This window comes from Streptomyces sp. NPDC001868 (genome assembly GCF_040297125.1).
Taxonomy (GTDB): Bacteria; Actinomycetota; Actinomycetes; order Streptomycetales; family Streptomycetaceae; genus Streptomyces.
Genome location: NZ_JBEOYO010000059.1, coordinates 25,658 through 42,743, shown reverse-complemented (window position 1 = coordinate 42,743; position 17,086 = coordinate 25,658). Strand labels below are relative to the sequence as shown.

Here is a 17,086-nt window from a genome sequence, read left to right as displayed (position 1 = left end):
TTGCGGAGGTCGGCGACACCCCTTCTCTACTTCGCCTCGCTGAGACGCGATACGAGGTTGGGGACCTAGATGGAGCCGAAGCGTTCTACCGCCAGGCAGCCGATGCACGCAGCGCTCTCGCACTGACCGCCCTCGCCCGGATGCGGGAAGAAGCGGGAGACCGGAGTGGCGCCGAAGCCCTCTACCGAAAGACGGCCGCCGTCGACCCAGGGCTTGCGGACGGTGGGGTGCTCGGCGGCCACCTTCTCGATGAGGGCCTGGCCTGCGACGGAGCCCTGCACGCTCGCGGCCGTGACCAGCCCTGCCAGCAGCAGGCCGACGGTGTCGATGACGATGCTCCGCTTGCGGCCCACGATCTAATGGGCGGTAGTTGGGCTGCTGAAGGCGCCTTCTCGTCGCCGGCCGCTGGCGTCAGCACAACGTCCGCCCACGATCGGGGCCTTGAGCCCTCAAAGAAGACTGACGTGTGCTGACGCCCGCAGTCTGCTATGAGAGCGACCGATTGATCACCGATGATGATCGTGGTCCAAGGCGCCTGCGGGGATCACCTCTTATCCGGTCGGGAGCCACCAAGCTCCGTTTCAGACCGAGGGCCCGGCAGGTCGCTGGGGTACGGCTTGCGCTCGCTCACGGCGTAGCGTGATCACGTGCGAGGCGGAGGGCTCGGTTCCGTCGCTCACTGGGCGATTCCATGGCAACTTCAAACCAGACGGACTTCCAGGCATGGAAGCGAACGAGACGGATGGCTGAGCATCCGCCCTGGAGACCATCATTCGCCGCCTATGGGATGAAGACCCCAAAGCAGGGCAGGGGCGAGAGCCATATTTAGGGCTTGACCTGCATAAACGCCCTCTAAGGCTTACGGATCGGAGGATTCAGATCACGCGAAGACACAGAGGGCTGCGTCGTTCCAGGCTGCGACGCACGAAGGCTCCGCTGGATGCGTTCGCTCGTACGCAAGACAACGGTGTCAGCCAGAGGGGCAGGCCAGGTGGTGAGAAGATAATCTTCGACTGGTTCCATGCTGACCTGGTCGCGAAGGAGCTCGCGGCCGCGGGCGTAGAGGCGCACTCGATACCAAGCAGGCCCTGCCGGGCTGAGAAGCGCGGAATCGTCAGCCACTGGTCCCATCTCAAGTGATTCCACAGTGAGCTGGCCCGTCGGGGCGTGAACGCTGACTTCGACAACCTCCTCCCAGTCGTCTGCCAGCGCATCTGCTGGTTGGCTTCCTGAACCGTCAATCGTCACACGCACATAGCCGGTGTTGATGCCGGTGGCAATGAGAGCGCCCTGCTCCAACGCCTACCAGTTGGAGGGCTTCCATCTCGCCCGGGCGCCAGGTAAGGCCGATGGGTGGTTTGTCAGAGGAGGCCGAGGCTGTTGAGGAGGTCACCGACACTGCTGAGGAGGCCGCCCTCGCCGAGGAGGGCGACGAGCAGTGGCAAGCCAAGTACGGAACCCGCGCGGGTATCGAGGGGACCATCCACCAGGCCGTCGCGGTCACCGGGATGAGACGTGCCCGCTACCTCGGTCTCCAGAAGACCTACCTGGAGCACGTCTTCTCCGCCGTCGCGCTCAACCTCATTCGCCTCGATGCCTGGTGGAACGGCCACCCGCTCGCCCGCACCCGCGTCAGCCACCTTGCCCGACTCGGCCTCTCCCTCGCCGCCTGACCGAATAGGCTCCGGGCTCCCAGCTCGGACACCAGGGGACAACTAACCGGCCAGTAGCCGGGGCCGAACCGAACGAACGTGCGACCATCGTGCGCGCACCGTGCGGAAATGCGCCCAGGGCCGGGAGTACCCCGGACCCAGGCGGGCGTTCCCGTTCCGCCGAACGGCGGCCACAGCGCTCCGTCAGGGCCAGAGCACGAGCATGATCAAGCCGTGACAGCTATGCCGCGACGGGGACACAAGGACCCGGCCTCGCGGGGCCGACACGCTCCCCGCTTGTGGCCCGTCTGGGTAGTGGGCCTGCTCGCCCTCCTGCTGGCCCTGGCCGTGGGCTACGGGATCTACGAATTCCTTCACTCTCTCGCGTCGAAGGAGGCCACCCCGGAGAACCCCGTCGCTGCCCACGAGGTGATCCGCACCGCGCTGGCGACCCTCACCTTGGGCGGCGCTGTTCTCGCAGGGGTCTATGCCTACCGCAAACAGCGCCTTGCGGAGGGCGACGCTCATCGGGCCGACGACAAGCAGCTCGCTGAGCGCTTCACCACCGCCGCCGACCAACTCGGCCACGACCAGGCAGCGGTGCGCCTGGCTGGCGTATACGCCATGGCCCGGCTCGCCGACGACTGGATCGAGCAGCGACAGGTGTGCGTCGACGTCCTGTGCGCCTACCTGCGCATGCCGTACGAGCCCAATCCGGAGGCCGCCTCGACGGCATCGGAGGGGGAATCACTGTCGTCGACGCCCGCCGCATACAAGGAGGGCGAACGCGAGGTCCGCCTCACCATCATCCGGACCATCCGCAGCCACCTACAACCCCAAGCACCGACCTCCTGGTCGGCGTGCAACTTCGACTTCACCCGCGCCACTTTCGACGGCGGGTACCTACAGGGAAGTCTTTTTCAAGGCACGGTCTCCTTCGGTGGCGCGGAGTTCAGCGGCCGCAGCTTCTACTTCGGCGGCGCGGAGTTCAGCGCTGGCAGAGTCTACTTCGGCGGCGCGAACTTCAGCGGAGGCAGAGTCGACTTCCGCGGCGCGAAGTTCAGTGGAGCCAGCGTCGACTTCACCGGCGCGAAGTTCAGCAGAGGCAGCGTCTACTTCGGCGGCGCGGAGTTCAGCGCTGGCAGCGTCGACTTCACCAGCGCGAAGTTCAGCGGAGGCGCGGTTACCTTCACTGACGCGGAGTTCAGCGGCGGCACGGTCGACTTCGAGGACGTGACAGGCGCCCCACAGAACTGGGGACCTTTCCCGCCAACTGACTCGGGAGGGTGACGCCAAAAGTGGAAGAAGGCTAGGAAGCCCTCGAAGGCCAGGCCTCCACCCGCAGGCTTCACCGCACCTCACCGAAGAGGAAGCCCCCACCGACGCCACCGCGTGTGCCCAGGACTAGGACGGTACAGGGAAGCCGGGCCCTGTACCCATTTCCGCAGTCGGCTCACGATGGTCGTGGTGTCACGTCTGGTTCCGCCCCAGCTACCGGCCGGTTAGTTGTCCCATGGTGTCCGAGCTGGGATGCCAGGGCCGAATAAGCCAGCAGGATCGGTGACACGGTTCTTATCGCCACCCCAACACTTACGCACCCGATGTGGTTCGTGCGCCGTGCCGACTGTCCCCTGACGCTGAACCTGGACCGATTGCCAGAGAAGTTGCACCACTACGACGCCGTTGACGTGGGACCGAGGGGGATGGGGGCAGGGCGGGAGCGAACCTGCCGGGCGTCTGGCTGGGAGTTGCTCTCTCCGGCAGCGGGGCGGGTCCCGGCGTGGCCGTCCGGTCAGCTGTTGAGCGCGGCGGAGGGCGTGTCTCCGTTCTGGGCCTGCCGGGCCCGTTTGGCGAGCATCGTGGCCAGGTCCCGGGCACTGTCCTCGTTGACGGCGTCTTCGTTCCTGTCCGTTGAATCCGCCATCGTCCACAGCAGCGTGGTGCCGACCCGGGTCTGGGTCACGGTGCCGGGCTCGCCGTGGAAGGCGGAGGATCCGAACCGTGCGTCGCGCTTCTCACCGATCGGGCCGAGGCTGAACGTCCTGGCCCTCAATCCCACCCTCTTGCCGTAGTAGCCGTTCCAGAGCACGTCGTACGCCTCGCGGGCGGCCTGTTCGCTGTCGTAGGCGATGATCAGGAAGTGGACGACGGCGGCGCTGTCGTCGCGCCGGAAGGTCGAGATGCCGTAGAAGCGGGAGTTCTCGCAGCCCGCCCTGTCATTGACAGGGCAGAACTCCCCCCGGGCGAGTTCGTCCATTGCGGCGGTTGCGGTTTTGGGCCGGGCGGACTTTTTCCAACCCGTCATGGCCCCGCCGTCCGGCAACGTCTCCCGTACTTGTTCCTTAGTGAGTGCCACCGCCTTGCCGTTCCAGCTGTCGCTCTCCGCGTCACCGCCACAGCCGGTCAGCAACAGCGCAGCGATCGCCACACACCACCGGTAGTTCCTCATGAGTACGCCACCACCCCTCATGCGGTGATCCTATGCGCACCGTCTTCGGGTAGAAGGCGCCGTTCATGAACCGGGACCGCGGCCCCCGTCGCGAGGGATCTGTCGGCCGAAGCCGGTACAAGATCACATGATCAACAGCTTTTGTCAGGGCCCCTGAGCGCCGTCCCCGCGCTGGGCTGCCAGCTGATTTATCGGTCCAACTTCAGTGACAAAGGATCCAGGTCCGATGTCAGAGGACACCGACGAACATGCCGTACGTGCCTGACACCGTCATCATGGCGCTGAACTGCGAAAATAACCCAACGACCCTAGATAAGCACCGTGCCCGCCGCCTCGACTTCGGCGAGGCGCGCCCACGCTGCTTGTTCCCGGGCGGCGCTCTGGCTCGGGGGCCCGGGGTGGTGCTGGTGGTCTCCCGGCTGCGGGCGCTGGCCAGGAGGGACGCGGGCGGGCAGGGGCCTCAGTCGCCGTCCTGCGGGGACAGTCACTCAGTGGTTCTTCAACGGCCGTCGCACGGGTCGTCACCCACAAGCACCGGCTTGGTGTCGGCGGCCAGGCAGGAGGAGTACACCCGCGGCGGAGTGGGCTGCGGCTCCGGTTCCGTCACCGCGCTCACGGCGCTGATCGCCACCGGCGCAGATCAGCCACGGCGAGCCCTGTCGCCGCTGAAGTGGTCGAGAACTTCATCGCTGCAGTCGTCCGCGCCGACCCGGGTTCGAGTGAAGGCCAGCACGCCGTCGTCGTTGCCTTCCCTCTTGGCCTTGGCCAGCTGCGTCTCGATGTCCGCGATGTACTCGGCGCACTCGGCGCTGACGGGCTTCTCGGGCTGCGGGTCAGGCGCCGGAAAGGCGTTCAGTGCGGCGGTGGCAGCGATACCGGCCACGCACAGCACCGCCCACACGGCAACCCACGTGCGGCGGCTCATCCGTAACGGCTTGGGCATTTAGGCATCCTACGAGCGTCGCAGCGGGCTGTCGCCGAGTGGAACGTTATATCAGCGGTCGGCCACCCAGCGCGCCCTGGACTACCTGCTCCAGCTCCGTGGCCGACGCCGGGCAGCGGATCCGTCTGGACGGGTCAGGTGGCCGGACGGGAGGCGAGGCCGGCGGCGCGACGCGTGAAGGGGGCCCGTCGGCCTACGGCAGGAACGGGCCGTAGGCGGGTCAGCTCGCGCTTCGGCTCCGCGATCACGACCGGTCGGCGTCGGATTCCCCGGCCGCGGTCGAGGCACCGTCGTCGATCGGTGGGAGCTTCACCCGTTCCCTCTCGGCTTTCTCCTTGCCGAGGACATACAGGGTCGCCCAGGTCTCTCCCACCTGATCGGGGCACTCCTCGGGCGATTCCTCTGCACCCGGACTCCAGTCCGTGGGGTGGTCGAGGATGGCCCTGGCCCACGCGTCGATGCATGCCTTACGCCATGCTGCGTCGCTCAGATCAGGCACAGACGTCACGACGCTGGTGGGCTCCGCGGTCCCGCCGCCCGTTGCACTGCCGCATCCGGCCGTTGCGGCAGCAAGAACAACCACGGCCGCACAGGCGGCACTTCGGGCGTACATAGCCCCTCCAAGGATCATCCCGAAACTCTATTCGTGCCTCACCCGGGGTCGTAGGGCGGGAGTCTCGTGAGTCGCGCCTTGCCAAGCAGGGGTGGCTGTTCCTTCTACAGCGGGCCGTACTACCTGACCTGTGTGAAGTACCTCCGGACCCCAGACAACGTCAGGCGGCTTCGGCAGTGGCAGAGCACGTAGTCCTCGTCACCGTAGAGCCGTGTGGATTGACGCCGGCCGGCCCCGGGTATGTCAGGTCTCTCGTGTACAGCCGGACGCCGCAGCGGCGTGCAGCCGAACGCGCGATGCCCTCATATTCCAGGGGGCGTTGAGGGGGGATGTGAGGGTGACGAGGAACCGGGTGCGCCTGAGCGGTGGCGCCGACTGGCAGGTGGACTTCCGTCGCCGCACCACCGGCCGTGCGCCGCGCTCTGCGATGGAGATCGCCACGGTGCGCCGCACGCTGAGCTCTCGGCGGCGGCATTGTCGTAGCACGAGCCGGTTCGGCCCATGCTCTGCCGCAAGCCCAACCTGCTTATTTCCCGGCGGAGTTCGTCAGAGGTGTACTCGGCTCCGCGGTCCGAGTACACGATGCAGCCGGTCTGGAGCCGACCACGTCCGGCGGCCATCGTCAGTGCGTCGACCACCAGGGAGGCACGGTGGTGGTCGGCCATCGAGTAGCCGACAATCTCGCGGGTGGCCAGGTCCAGCCAGGTCGCCAGATAGAGCCAGCCCTCGTCGGTGGGGATGTAGGTGATGTCACCGCCCAGTCTCGTGCCCGGGGCCTCGGCCGTGAAGTCGCGTCCGATCAGGTCGTGAGCGGGCACCGCCTTCTTCGCCGGACGGGTCAGCGACCGGCGCTTGCGCCGGGTGACCCCGGTGATGTCGCGCTCACGCATGATCCGCTCCACCCGCTTGCGGTTGACCCGCCGGTCCAGCCTGCGCAGTTCGGCATGGATGCGCGGCACCCCGTAGGTGCACCGGGAGGCAATGTGCAAGACGGTGATCTCATGGGCCAGGGCGTCGCCGGCGGGCGGCGCGGGCCTGCTCGCCGGCCAGCCGGCCGTAGAAGGAGGAGCGGGCCACCTTCAGCAGCCGGCACAACAGAGCAACATGGTGGGTGGTCTTCTCCGCCTCGATGAACGCATACACGTCGTTCATCGATCGCTCTCCTTCGCGAAGAAGACCGCCGATTTTCGCAGCACCTCGATCGTCTCGGCCCGCTCACGGTTCTGCCTCCGCAGCCGACGCAGTTCCTCCCGCTCCGTGCTTGTGAGCTCGCCCGTCGCCCCCTGTCCGCGGTCGATCGTGTCCTGCTTGACCCAGTTGCGCAGTCCCTCGGCGCTGACCCCGATCTCCCGGGCCACCTCGGTGACGGTCTTGCCGGAGGACCGGACCAACGCGACCGCGTCGCGCTTGAACTCCTCCGAGTACCGCCTGCTGCGGTTGCTCTTGCTTCCCACCTGGCACTACTTCCTCTGGAACCTCATGTCCCAGTCTCCAGGTGTCCAACATCAAGGGGAAGCTTCACGTAGTGGTGCCAGAGGTCTGCGGTGCTGGTGGTCACCCGCCTCATCTGGCTGCCGTGACCGGGCCGCGGGCCGGTTCGTTCGAATCCCACCCGGGCGTGCCCTCGGGCTTCAGCGATGTGGCCGGTGCCCGAGGAACTCCCCGTTGCCGTCGGCGGCGACGATGTGAGCCGTCTTGATCACGGAGCCGACGTGCTTCGTGTCGGTCTTGGGCACGTGGTGCAGGAACACACCGCCGTTGAGCCACTCGCCCAGCTCGGCATATACGGCGGTGTCCAGGATGATCGTGTGGACGCCGATGCCGACGAGCTTGCTGGGCGCCAATCCCAGACTCTCACCCCGGTGGTTCATCGCGGTCAGCAGGTAGGCGTGGCCCCGGCCTTTGACGTTGCTGCCGCACGCTGCCTGCCGGAGGCGTGGCCGAGATGGGTCCCCAGCACACGATCGGCTGCGATGCCTGCGGCAGGCGCCAACGCGCGTAATCCCTACCGTAGTTGTGGGCGGAGGAACACCTGGCGGAGGCGCGTCGGGCGACGGTGGATCCGACCTTGGCCTGACGCGACACCACCGGGTCCTACCGGCATCCCATCCGGGCCTTCGACGTGCGGAGTTCCGTCAGCCTCTTCCGTACCTCGGCGATCTGCTCGCCGAGGTCCTTCCGCTCCTTCCGGTCTCCGGGGTCCTTCGGGTCCAAGCCGTCCTGGAGCCGCCGCAGTCCGTCGATCTCCCTCTCGGCCGCGGCGATGTCCGCTCGCAGCTTCCCGCACAGGGCGGGTTCGGTCACGGTGACCGCGACCGGCGGAGTGGTCGCGCCGAACCATTCCACTCCGTCCCGCACCATGCGCCACTGGAGCACAGTCGTGGAGGCCGCGGGTGCCTTGAGGTCGACCGCGAAGGTCACTTCCGCACCGGGTGCGACAGGCGCGGGTAGTTCGACGCGGCCGGTCCCCCAGGTGGTGTTGTCCTGCGGGTCCTGCGTGCCGAGTCGGTACTGCTCCTCGGGCCGCCATGTCGTGGTGCCCGTGTTGCGCATCGTGAACGTCGCGGAGAACCCGTCATGAGCGCCGACACTCGCCGGTACCGCCTGCGTGACGAACGCGGCGTCGTTCAACTCGCCCACCCAGGGGTGCAGTTCCAGCGTCACGCTCCAACGGTCGATGCCGTCGGGCACGGGGCCCCCGGCGGCGCGGCGGGCGGCCAGCAGGTCCTTGAGCCGTCGCTTCCCGTTGTCGATCCAGACCTGGGCGTCGGCGCGTGGAGTGGGAGTGCCGTCGGCAGGGCGCGTGGGGTCGGGCTGTCCGTGGCGGAGGCTCTCGGCGCGCCAGGTGTCGAGCCGCGTCTGCGCGATGTCGGTCGCGGTCCGCCAGAGCACGCTGTCGTGGTCGACCCCGTCGAGTGTGTCGGCGGCGCGCATCCAGCCGTAGTCCCGATTGATCTGGATCAGCCCGGGGTCGATCGTGGTCAGGTTGTGGATGTCGATGTCCGGAGCGATCACGACGGTACGGGGTGCGCTCCGGCCGTCCTTCGGGCGGACGGACAGATCGTCCACGGTGATTTCGTTGAGGGCGATCTCGACCATGGCCCTGCCGAACACGTCGGCGAATCCGGCGCCCGTGAAGGTGCGCGGCTTCTCGGGCTCGACGGTCAGCCGTGACGCACTCACCACATAGATCTCCTCGGCCCCCGCGTCCACGGCGGCCTGCACCGGGACGATCTCGCGCACCCCGCCGTCGACATAGTTCTCGTCGGCCAGGGGCATCGCCGGGAACATGGCCGGGATGCTCGCCGAGGCAAGGACACCCTCGCGGATGTCGACCACGAGCGGTACCGAAGGCTGCGCGGCCACACAGTCCGCGAGAGCCGACCGGGCATCGCCGAGTGCTTTCCGGGCCGGGCGGACACCGTTCTCGATGATGTCGGGCTTCTCCTTCGGCGCGGCCTTTCGCAGCAGATCCTGTTGCTCACGGAGCGCTCGCTCCCGGGCGTCGACTTCGTTCTCCAGCGCGCGACAGGCCGCGGTCAGCCTTCCCGCCCGCTGAGCCGGTGAGCCGTCGCGTTCCAGGACCGCGCCGCTCTCGGTCACGTACCGCAGACTGCCGCTTTCCAGGGCGACCGTGGCCATCCGCAGTCTCTTGCCCGTCGCCGCCCACGCCGCGATCGCGTCGAGGTCGAGCCTGGAGTAGAGGCGGTCTCGGATGGGAGTGAGGTTGTAGAGGCTTTTCGCCTCCGCCACCAGGCCGAGCGACTTGAGCAGCGCTGTTCCGTCCCCGAGCAAGAAGGAGGCGTTGTAGAAGAAGTTTGCGAGGAACGCGAGATCACCCCACGCGCCGTCGTCCGTCGCGGGTCCCGAGACGCCAAGGCTCGCGGACCGCCCCGTCAACAGATCACGGACCCTGGCGTCCATGTCCGGGTGGGACAGCCAGGGCTCCTCCAGATACATGTCCGCGTTCGTCCGCAGCGACGCCCATAGGTCTTCCAGGCCGCTCAGGCCCCGCTCCGGATGGGCCGGATCCTCACCCTCCGCGAGTTTGACGGCGTTCACCGAACCCACGGAAGTGCTCGCCAGGAGGTCGGGGCGAATACCCCGGTCGTAGAGCAGGCGCAGTGCTCCGACCTGGAAATCCCCTCTGGCCCCTCCACCACTCAGACATATCGCAACGGCCATCCCCCGCCTCCTTCTCACGAACCGTCAATGGCTGTCATGCCACGAACTTCCAGACACCCGGCACCCCGGTGGTCTTGCACAGGTAAAGCTCGGCGTTCGCGTCCAGCACCAGTTCGCCCGCGTTGTGGAAGCCGGTCGTAGGCGCGCCGACCGCCTGCGAGCGGCCGAGCCGGATCGCCGCATGGGCCCCTGACGCGTACAGTCCGGTGCCGGACTGGCCGAGGCAGACCACCGCGAAGCCGCCCGGGGACTCCGAACCGTTCTCCGCGAGGACCGCCGCCGCCGCGCCCGAGCGGGTCGCCGCGCGGATGCCGTCACCGTCGACGCTGTACGCGTCGATGGCCTCCCGGTCCCGGCTGAACGCCAGTACGCCGATACCGCGCAAACTGACCCCGAGCGTGCCGCGCCCCTGTGTGCTGTACCCGTACACGCCGTCCCCGGACGGGCTCTCCCCGCGTACGCCGGCCTGGGCGTTCGGCGGTACGGCGTACCCGTGCACGGCGTTGCTGCCGTAGCCGTAGCCGCGCAGACCCGGCTGGCTGAAGCCGACCCCGGTGACACCGCCCGGGTCGCCGACCACGTACAGGGCGCCGCTGGCACCGCTCGCGTCCAGGTAGGTCGTGTCGGTGGCCGAGTTGCTCGCTCCCGCGACAAGAGGGGAACCGGTGGCCGCCGACGTGCTGTCCTGCGCGGGCCGGATGTCCTGCGCGGCGGGCGGCCGGGGTTCCGCTCGCCGCTCCAGTTCCTCCAGCAGCCGCTGGGCCTGCTCACGCAGTGCGGTCAGCCGCGCGGCGAAGTCCCACGTCTCGTCACTGGTCATGGCCGGTTCCTCCTCGTACGCGGGGCTTTTGACCCTACGAAGAGCCGGCGGCGGCCCGCTTCGGGGAAATCCCCTGCCTCGCAGGCGCACGTCACTCGCGCAGCCCCGGATATCGGTGGGCGAGTTCCGTACGGTTGCGGACCCCCAGCTTCCGGTAGACGTTGCCGAGGTGGAACTCCACCGTCTTCGGGCTGAGGAACAGCGCGGAGGCCGTCTGCTTGTTGGTTGCTCCCCGTACGACCGCCTGGGCGACCTGGAATTCCTGCGGTGTCAGGTCCTCGGACCCGGACGGCTCCGACCTGGCCCGGACGGTCTCACCTGTCGCCGTCAGTTCCCTGCGGCAGCGCTCCGCCCAGACCACGGCGCCCAGCCGCTCGAACGTGTCCAGCGCGCCCCGCAGTTGCTCCCGTGCCCGCACTCGCTGCCCCGCGCGGCGCAGTCGTTCCCCGTAGGTGAGCCGGGTCCGGGCGGTCTCCAGCGGGCAGGGCACCTCGGCATGCAGCGCGAGGGCCTGCTCGAAGCAGTCCTCGACGCTCTCCTCAGCGGCCAGAGCGCGCACCCTCAGGGCGATCGCGGCGTGCAGGGGAATGTGCACCTGCCCGGCATGCTGTGCCACCGACGCCAACGCCCCCGGTGACAGCGGCAGTCCGCAGCGGATCCGTGCCTCCATCGCGTCGAAGTTGCTGTCGAGGAGGCCGTCGGGATCGTCTGCGGAGGTGGACATCGCTCCCTCACGTAATCGGCGCAGCGCCTCCGGGTAGTCGCCGAAGCTCAGTTCCAGCAGTCCGAGGGCCTCACTGGCGTCGCGCGGGTAGTCGGTGTCGGCGCGCCGCAGCGCCAGCGCCCGTTGCCCGTGCCGTCTGCAGGCCTCGGCGTCGCCGCGTACCGCCTCGACGTGGGCCAGGGCGGAGAGGGAGAGGTACTGCCAGAACTCGTTGTCGGTGAACCCGGCCAGTTCGACGGCCTCGGTCGCCGCCGCCCGTGCTGCCTCGGTGCGGCCCGTGGACACGTTCGCGTAGGCGCAGACGTACAGCGCGAAGGGCAGCATGCCCACGGCTCCGGACATCCGCAGCCGCTCCAGCAGCGAGTTGACGGTGCGTCGGCCCAGTTCGTGCTCCCCGGTCCAGTTCATGGTCGCGGCGGCCAGCACGACGTACTCGGTGGGCAGTTCGTCGCCCTGGGTGCGCACCGCCTCCAGGCAGCGCCGCAGCAGTTCCCGGCCCGCCGAGCCCTCCCCGAGGTGGAGCATCGTGATGCCCCGGATCAGGCCGGCGACCAGTGTCGCGGGGGTCTGCGCCCCGTCGAGCAGCTTCTCCGCCCGCATCGCCGCCTCGACGGCGCCGGCGGGGTCGCCGGACAGCAGTGAGGCCATCGCGGCGTCGGCGAACAACTGGGAGCCGCGCCGCGGGTCGGTGTCGCACAGTTCCTCGGCGGCCCGGAACACGAACCGGTGGGCGAGGGCGGGATGCCCGGTGAACAGTTCGACACGGCCGAGGCCGGCCGCTATCTCGGCGCGCAGTCCGGCCTCCTCGACCAACGCGTCGGCCCGGATGAGGAGTTCCCGGGCGTGGGTGTTGCGACCACCCATGAGTGCGTCCTTGGCCGCGGCGGTGAGGCGTCGGGCCCGGTCGGGCGGGCTGACGCTGAGCGCCGCCGACCGCTCCCACGCGGCGGCCGCCGCCACGTACCCGCTGCGGGACTCGGTGGTACGGGCCAACTCCTCCAGCGCCGCCGCCACCTGTTCGTCGGGGCCGAGGGCCGCCTCGGCCAGATGCCAGGCCCGTTCCCCGGCTCGCCCCGGCCGCGCGCAGGCCGCGGCGAGCGCCCGATGGGCGGCCCTGACCTCCTCGGGGGGCGCGGCGGCCAGTACGGCAGAGGGGACCAGCGGATGGGCGAAGTGGTACGCGTTCGGGGCGAAGGCCGCCAGACCGCTGCCCTCGACCTCGGCGAACGCCGTCTGCGGTACGCCGAGACGGCGCGCGGCGCGGGTCAGGTCCCCCGTCTCGGTCGAGGTGCTCACGGCCATGAGGAGCAGCAGGGTCCGAGCATCGGCCCCCACTGCCGCGACACGGCCGGCGAACAGCGCGCCCGCTGTGGCCCCGGCCGGCATGGTGCGCGGCATCGGGCCGTGCCCGCTCAGCTGCGATCCGGTGAGCCCGTGCACCAGTTCGATCAGCGCCATCGGGTTGCCCGCGCTGCGGAGCGCGAGCTGACGTCGTACGTCCTCATGGGGGCTCACCCCGGTGCGGTCGGCGACGAGTTCACCGACCGCGCTCTCCTCCAGCCCGGCCACTTCGAGCACGGGCAACGCAACCGTCAACGCGTCGGCCGAGGGATCCGGCCGGGTCGTGAGCAGTATGCCGATGTCCTCGGCCATCAGCCGCCGGGCGGCGAAGGCGAGCGCCTCGGCGGAGGACGGATCCAGGGCGTGTACGTCATCGACGGCGACCAACAGCGGCCGCTCCTCGGCGAGTTCGGCCAGCAGGCTCAGTGTGGCGGCGCAGATCTCGAAGCGGTCCGCGGGCCGGGTAGGCCCGAGCGCGACGGCTCCCCTCAGAGCCTCGGCCTGGGGTGTCGGCAGCCGGTCGATGAGGTGGGCGCCGGGCCGGACGAGCTGGGAAAGCCCGGCGAACGCGAGCTGCTTCTCCGGCTCCCAGCCACGCAGCCACAGCACCCGCATGCCCTGTTCCCGCGCGGCGTCGGCGCCGAGTCGCAGCAACGCGGTCTTCCCGATACCGGCCTCGCCCCGCAGCACGAGCACCCGGCTTCTGCCCTGGCGGGCATCCTGAACCACCAGACCGATCCGCTCGGCCTGCGCGTGTCGTCCGAACAGCATGGCTCAGGGTAGGACGGCCATGTCCCGGCCGCGGGGCGCCTGTTGAGCGAAGGGCCACGTCGGGCGCCTAGGACTGAGGAGGTTCGCCGCCCTCCCTGAAGCGGACCCGCACGGCGTACAGCGCGTCGTACCGATCCTGTGTCCTGACCGCGTACCGCAGGCCCAGCCGGGTTACGCACCAGGACAGCACGCCGATGACGACAGGCACATAGACGTGCTCCGGGAGCTGCGGGGCGTTCCAGTGCCGCAGGAACATCTGGTTCGTCGCCAGGACGCCCCCGGTGAACGCCAGCACGGCCGTGGTCAGGGCGGGGCGGGCCCTTCCGCGCAGCCGGTGCCCGGCGGCCACGGAGGTCGCGAACACCACGCCCAGCACGAGCGGCAGTTCCCGCATCCCGACCGACCGGGCCACCGCGGAGGGCTCGCCACCGCCCGGCAGTTCCTTGCTGAGATAGCCGAGGCTCCCGGTCCCGGTCCAGGTGCCCACCAGGTCGGTGAACCAGAAGGTGGCGGCCATCAGCATTGACCGCGAGGACCACGGTCGCCAGGCCGGGCATCGTGGCCGGGCCGCCTCGGGTCCGTTGTTCGTCCCGGCGCAACGCGCCCACGGTCAGCGGCAGTCCGATGACCACGGCGGTGGCGAGGCTCCCCGCGACCGGTACGAGTTCCGTCGCTCCGCCCCTCACCAACGCGAAATGGACGAGGACGCTCACACAGGCCACCAGCACCGCGCTGAGAGCGCTCGCGGCGGTGCCCTGGCCCGGCATGGGATGGGTGGATGGCATGACACAACCCCCGTTGTGAAGTCGCGAATTCGATGTCACGCACGACTGTCGGACGGTTCACCCGAAGCCCGCTTCAGGGATGACCCGGGGGTGATGAACCCGCTTCGTCCCGCCCATCCGTCCTGGCAACCCTGGGGATTCCCCCGAGGCGGCCGGCCGGACGGCGAATTTACGGTGAGGGGACTCAACAGCAACGGGGAAGGAGATCCGGTTATGCCCGGAGAGTACGACGCGAGGATCAAGGATCTGTCGGTGGTCGAGAAAGGGACGTCCTTCACGGTGGACACCCTTGCCACCGCCGGTGACTTCGACGTCCTCGCGGACATCGAGGTGGGGGCGTCACTGAACGCGGTGATCTCCCGCATGCAGATCTGGGTGTCGGTCGGCGACCTGAGTCAGCTCACGCGGGTCGACCTCCAGACGTACGACCAGCCCGCGACGCCCGTGAACGGGCCGCGCAGCGAACAGATCCGCATCCCGTTCAACGCCCTCACCGGCGTCGGCGAAGGCGACCTCCTCCAGGCGGTCGCCACGCTCAAGATCACCGCAGGGGTGCTGACGGACGTGTCCAACGCGAAGAGCGAGCCGTTCATCTTCACCGCGTGAGACACACACGACGTGTGCCGCGACGGCAGCCGGCCGTCGCGGCACATAGCCGTATGATCACGTACCCCTACGCTCGCGAGCCCCGCACGAGCAGCTCCACCACCGCGTCGATACATCCGTAGGTGGGTTCGGCCGCTGGCGTCTGGACACACCCGCATTCTCCCTGGCGAGGCATTCGGCCCGCGCCGCAGGTGGAACCCACAGACGCTCATCGGCGCTCTCTCCTGCTCTCCGTTGTCGATGTCGGTGACGGTGCCGTCCTTGATATACCGGGCGAGGTTGAGCTCGGGGGCGTTGAACCGCGCGCGGACCTCTTCGCCCCACAGGACGCTCTGGATGCCCTCGTGCTTGCGGGGGGATGAGGTGACCGTCACGTTCAACCCCCCCGGCGCAGACCATGTTCGTGACCTTCGGCCCTGGCATCTACCCTGAAGGGCAGAGCTACCGGGACGACGTCTCCTGGACAGACATCGTTCGTGGTTTGATGTTCGGCAGCTGCTCGGAAGCCCAGCAGAACTTCCACGACGACATCAGCTGGCCGTACGGTCGCGCCGTCGTCGTCTACCGCGAGTCCATGGCCAGCCCCCTCCTCGCCGACTTCCGTGAGGTCACCCACAGCGACAGCTGCCGCGTCTAGCCGATCGACAGACCGCTGCCCCGACGTCCCACCTGAGTGCTGCGTCGGGCGTCGATGCATAGCCTGTGGAGTCAGGAAGGGCACGCCTTCACCTGCGGCTGGTCCGCCAGGTACTCCTGGCGTTCCGCCTGAGTGAGGTCCCGGCCCAGGGTGCCGCACACCTTGGTGACGGCGGCGGCCTTGTGCAGCAGGTCGACGTTCCAAAGACGCGTCGTGCCGTCGTGACTGGTGGTGGCCAGGGTTCGCCCGTCGGGGCTGAACGCCACGCCGGACACAACGTCGTTGTGGCCAGTGAAGATCTTGCGCTGGCGACCGGTGGTCGGATTCCAGAGCCGCACCGTCCCGTCCTCGCCACCGGTGGCCAGGGTCAGGCCGTCGGGGCTGAACGACGCCGCAGTCGCCTGGTGACCGATGAGGGTCTTGCGGTTGCGCAAGGTGGCCGCATCCCACAAGTGCACCGCGCCGTAGTTGCCGCCGATCGCCAGGGTTCTGCCGTCCGGGCTGAACTCGACCACGAAGAGCGGGAAGATGACGTCGGTGTTGCGGGTGACGGTCTTGCGGCTGCGGCCCGTGGCCGAGTCCCAAAGCCGCACCGCGCTGTCCGAAGCACCCGCGGCCAGGATCTTTCCGTCCGGACTGAAGGACATGGCGTGCACAGGCTCAAGGTGACCTTGCAGATACCTCAGACGGCGGCCAGCGCGCGGGTCCCACAGCCTCACCAGACCGTCGCCACCGGCCGTGGCCAGGGTCTTCCCGTCCGGACTGAAGACCATCACGAACACTCCGTCGTTGTCCGTGGTGGTGAGGGATGTGCGGCTGCGGCCCGTGACCGGGTCCCACAACCGAACGGCGAAGCCGTTCCCACCAGTGGCCAGGGTCTTGCCGTCAGGGCTGAACGCCACCGCGTACACAGGCTCGGCATGCCCGGTGAGCGTCCTACGGCTGCGGCCCGAGGCGGAATCCCAGAGCCGCACCGTTCCGTCGTCACCCGCGGTTGCCACAGTCCCGTCGGTGGGGCTGAACACGACATCGTTCACACGGCCGTCGTGACCGGTCAGGGTCCTGCCGTCGCCCGGGGTACGTGTGTCCCACAGCCGCACCGTTCCATCGTCACCTGCGGAGGCCAGGATGCTTCCGGTAGGACTGAACGCCACCGCGGAGACAGACCTGACGTGGCCGGTGAGAGTCTCGCGGTTGCGGCCGGTGGCCGGGTTCCACAGCCTCACCGTCCCATCGGCCCCGCCAGTGGCCAGAGTTCTGCCGTCCGAGCTGAACTCGACCGTGTACACACTGGCGTCGTGGCCGGTCAGAGTCTCGCGGTTGCGGCCGGTGGCCGGGTTCCACAGCCTCACCGTCCCATCGGCCCCGCCAGTGGCCAACGTCTTGCCATCGGGACTGAACGCGATCCTTGACACACCTGTCCCGTGACTCGTGAGGGTCCTACAGGTGCGGCCGGCTGGCGGGTCGCACAGCCGCACCGCCCCGTCCCTACCAGCAGTGGCCAGCGTCTTCCCGTCCGGACTGAACGCCACGGCGAAGACAGGGCTGCCGTGATCGAAC

16 protein-coding genes and 1 pseudogene are annotated in these 17,086 nt (G+C 68.8%); 4 read left to right on the top strand and 13 right to left on the bottom strand.

Going from position 1 to position 17,086, the window contains the following annotated elements; genetic code table 11:
- Positions 1-194: 194 nt before the first annotated feature.
- Positions 195-356: pseudogene (locus ABT147_RS39855) on the bottom strand (IS5 family transposase); the annotation flags it as partial.
- A gap of 993 nt (positions 357-1,349) precedes the next feature.
- Here ABT147_RS39855 and ABT147_RS39850 point away from each other — a divergent pair.
- The gene (locus ABT147_RS39850; protein ID WP_351415804.1) at positions 1,350-1,673 is read left to right on the top strand and encodes a transposase; all 324 of its coding nucleotides are present in this window, start codon (positions 1,350-1,352) and stop codon (positions 1,671-1,673) included.
- Between the two features lie 294 nt (positions 1,674-1,967).
- Positions 1,968-2,942, top strand: a complete 975-nt coding sequence (locus ABT147_RS39845; protein WP_351415801.1) for a pentapeptide repeat-containing protein — start codon at positions 1,968-1,970, stop codon at positions 2,940-2,942.
- A 502-nt stretch (positions 2,943-3,444) separates the two neighbouring features.
- Here ABT147_RS39845 and ABT147_RS39840 read toward each other — a convergent pair.
- The 11 genes from ABT147_RS39840 to ABT147_RS39790 all read right to left on the bottom strand — a co-directional run bounded on the left by ABT147_RS39840 (position 3,445) and on the right by ABT147_RS39790 (position 14,015).
- Entirely contained in the window at positions 3,445-4,101 is a 657-nt protein-coding gene (locus tag ABT147_RS39840; RefSeq protein ID WP_351415799.1) for a hypothetical protein, read from the bottom strand.
- A 640-nt stretch (positions 4,102-4,741) separates the two neighbouring features.
- The gene (locus ABT147_RS39835) at positions 4,742-5,044 is read right to left on the bottom strand and encodes a hypothetical protein (RefSeq protein ID WP_351415796.1); all 303 of its coding nucleotides are present in this window, start codon (positions 5,042-5,044) and stop codon (positions 4,742-4,744) included.
- A 244-nt stretch (positions 5,045-5,288) separates the two neighbouring features.
- Complete coding sequence (locus ABT147_RS39830) at positions 5,289-5,675, bottom strand: hypothetical protein (RefSeq protein ID WP_351415793.1); 387 nt, start codon at positions 5,673-5,675, stop codon at positions 5,289-5,291.
- A gap of 284 nt (positions 5,676-5,959) precedes the next feature.
- Entirely contained in the window at positions 5,960-6,646 is a 687-nt protein-coding gene (locus ABT147_RS39825) for an IS3 family transposase (RefSeq protein WP_351415791.1), read from the bottom strand.
- A gap of 10 nt (positions 6,647-6,656) precedes the next feature.
- The gene (locus tag ABT147_RS39820; protein ID WP_351415788.1) at positions 6,657-6,809 is read right to left on the bottom strand and encodes a hypothetical protein; all 153 of its coding nucleotides are present in this window, start codon (positions 6,807-6,809) and stop codon (positions 6,657-6,659) included.
- On the bottom strand, positions 6,806-7,111 hold the full coding sequence (locus tag ABT147_RS39815) for a transposase (RefSeq protein WP_351415786.1): 306 nt from the start codon (positions 7,109-7,111) through the stop codon (positions 6,806-6,808). The genes ABT147_RS39820 and ABT147_RS39815 overlap by 4 nt, the downstream gene beginning before the upstream one ends.
- 177 nt (positions 7,112-7,288) lie before the next feature.
- A complete protein-coding gene (locus ABT147_RS39810; protein ID WP_351415784.1) occupies positions 7,289-7,501 on the bottom strand; it encodes a glycine-rich domain-containing protein in 213 nt (70 codons plus the stop codon).
- A gap of 250 nt (positions 7,502-7,751) precedes the next feature.
- Positions 7,752-9,842 carry a patatin-like phospholipase family protein gene (locus tag ABT147_RS39805; RefSeq protein ID WP_351415782.1) on the bottom strand — a complete coding sequence of 697 codons (2,091 nt, stop codon included), beginning with the start codon at positions 9,840-9,842 and terminating at the stop codon, positions 7,752-7,754.
- A 34-nt stretch (positions 9,843-9,876) separates the two neighbouring features.
- On the bottom strand, positions 9,877-10,662 hold the full coding sequence (locus ABT147_RS39800; protein WP_351415779.1) for a hypothetical protein: 786 nt from the start codon (positions 10,660-10,662) through the stop codon (positions 9,877-9,879).
- Positions 10,663-10,753: 91 nt separating this feature from the next.
- Positions 10,754-13,498 (bottom strand): helix-turn-helix transcriptional regulator, encoded by a 2,745-nt coding sequence (locus ABT147_RS39795; RefSeq protein ID WP_351415777.1) that lies wholly within the window; start codon positions 13,496-13,498, stop codon positions 10,754-10,756.
- Between the two features lie 67 nt (positions 13,499-13,565).
- Positions 13,566-14,015: a hypothetical protein gene (locus ABT147_RS39790; RefSeq protein WP_351415774.1), complete on the bottom strand. Its 450-nt coding sequence runs from the start codon at positions 14,013-14,015 to the stop codon at positions 13,566-13,568.
- Positions 14,016-14,496: 481 nt separating this feature from the next.
- Here ABT147_RS39790 and ABT147_RS39785 point away from each other — a divergent pair, with 481 nt between their 5' ends.
- Together ABT147_RS39785 and ABT147_RS39780 are read left to right on the top strand one after the other, a co-directional pair.
- Positions 14,497-14,889, top strand: a complete 393-nt coding sequence (locus ABT147_RS39785) for a hypothetical protein (RefSeq protein WP_351415825.1) — start codon at positions 14,497-14,499, stop codon at positions 14,887-14,889.
- 403 nt (positions 14,890-15,292) lie between these two features.
- Positions 15,293-15,526 (top strand): hypothetical protein, encoded by a 234-nt coding sequence (locus ABT147_RS39780; RefSeq protein WP_351415771.1) that lies wholly within the window; start codon positions 15,293-15,295, stop codon positions 15,524-15,526.
- A 71-nt stretch (positions 15,527-15,597) separates the two neighbouring features.
- Here the strand turns inward: ABT147_RS39780 and ABT147_RS39775 are convergent.
- Positions 15,598-17,086 (bottom strand): WD40 repeat domain-containing protein (locus ABT147_RS39775; RefSeq protein WP_351415769.1); only part of this gene is annotated, 1,489 nt, incomplete at its 5' end.

What these genes read in the sequence shown, in the direction of transcription:
- ABT147_RS39850 (WP_351415804.1), top strand. Translation starts at nt 1,350, where the DNA reads ATGGGTGGTTTGTCAGAGGAGGCCGAGGCTGTTGAGGAGGTCACCGAC.
- ABT147_RS39840 (WP_351415799.1), bottom strand. Translation starts at nt 4,101, where the DNA reads ATGAGGAACTACCGGTGGTGTGTGGCGATCGCTGCGCTGTTGCTGACC.
- ABT147_RS39835 (WP_351415796.1), bottom strand. Translation starts at nt 5,044, where the DNA reads ATGCCCAAGCCGTTACGGATGAGCCGCCGCACGTGGGTTGCCGTGTGG.
- ABT147_RS39830 (WP_351415793.1), bottom strand. Translation starts at nt 5,675, where the DNA reads ATGATCCTTGGAGGGGCTATGTACGCCCGAAGTGCCGCCTGTGCGGCC.
- ABT147_RS39820 (WP_351415788.1), bottom strand. Translation starts at nt 6,809, where the DNA reads ATGAACGACGTGTATGCGTTCATCGAGGCGGAGAAGACCACCCACCAT.
- ABT147_RS39805 (WP_351415782.1), bottom strand. Translation starts at nt 9,842, where the DNA reads ATGGCCGTTGCGATATGTCTGAGTGGTGGAGGGGCCAGAGGGGATTTC.
- ABT147_RS39800 (WP_351415779.1), bottom strand. Translation starts at nt 10,662, where the DNA reads ATGACCAGTGACGAGACGTGGGACTTCGCCGCGCGGCTGACCGCACTG.
- ABT147_RS39795 (WP_351415777.1), bottom strand. Translation starts at nt 13,498, where the DNA reads ATGCTGTTCGGACGACACGCGCAGGCCGAGCGGATCGGTCTGGTGGTT.
- ABT147_RS39790 (WP_351415774.1), bottom strand. Translation starts at nt 14,015, where the DNA reads ATGGCCGCCACCTTCTGGTTCACCGACCTGGTGGGCACCTGGACCGGG.
- ABT147_RS39785 (WP_351415825.1), top strand. Translation starts at nt 14,497, where the DNA reads ATGCCCGGAGAGTACGACGCGAGGATCAAGGATCTGTCGGTGGTCGAG.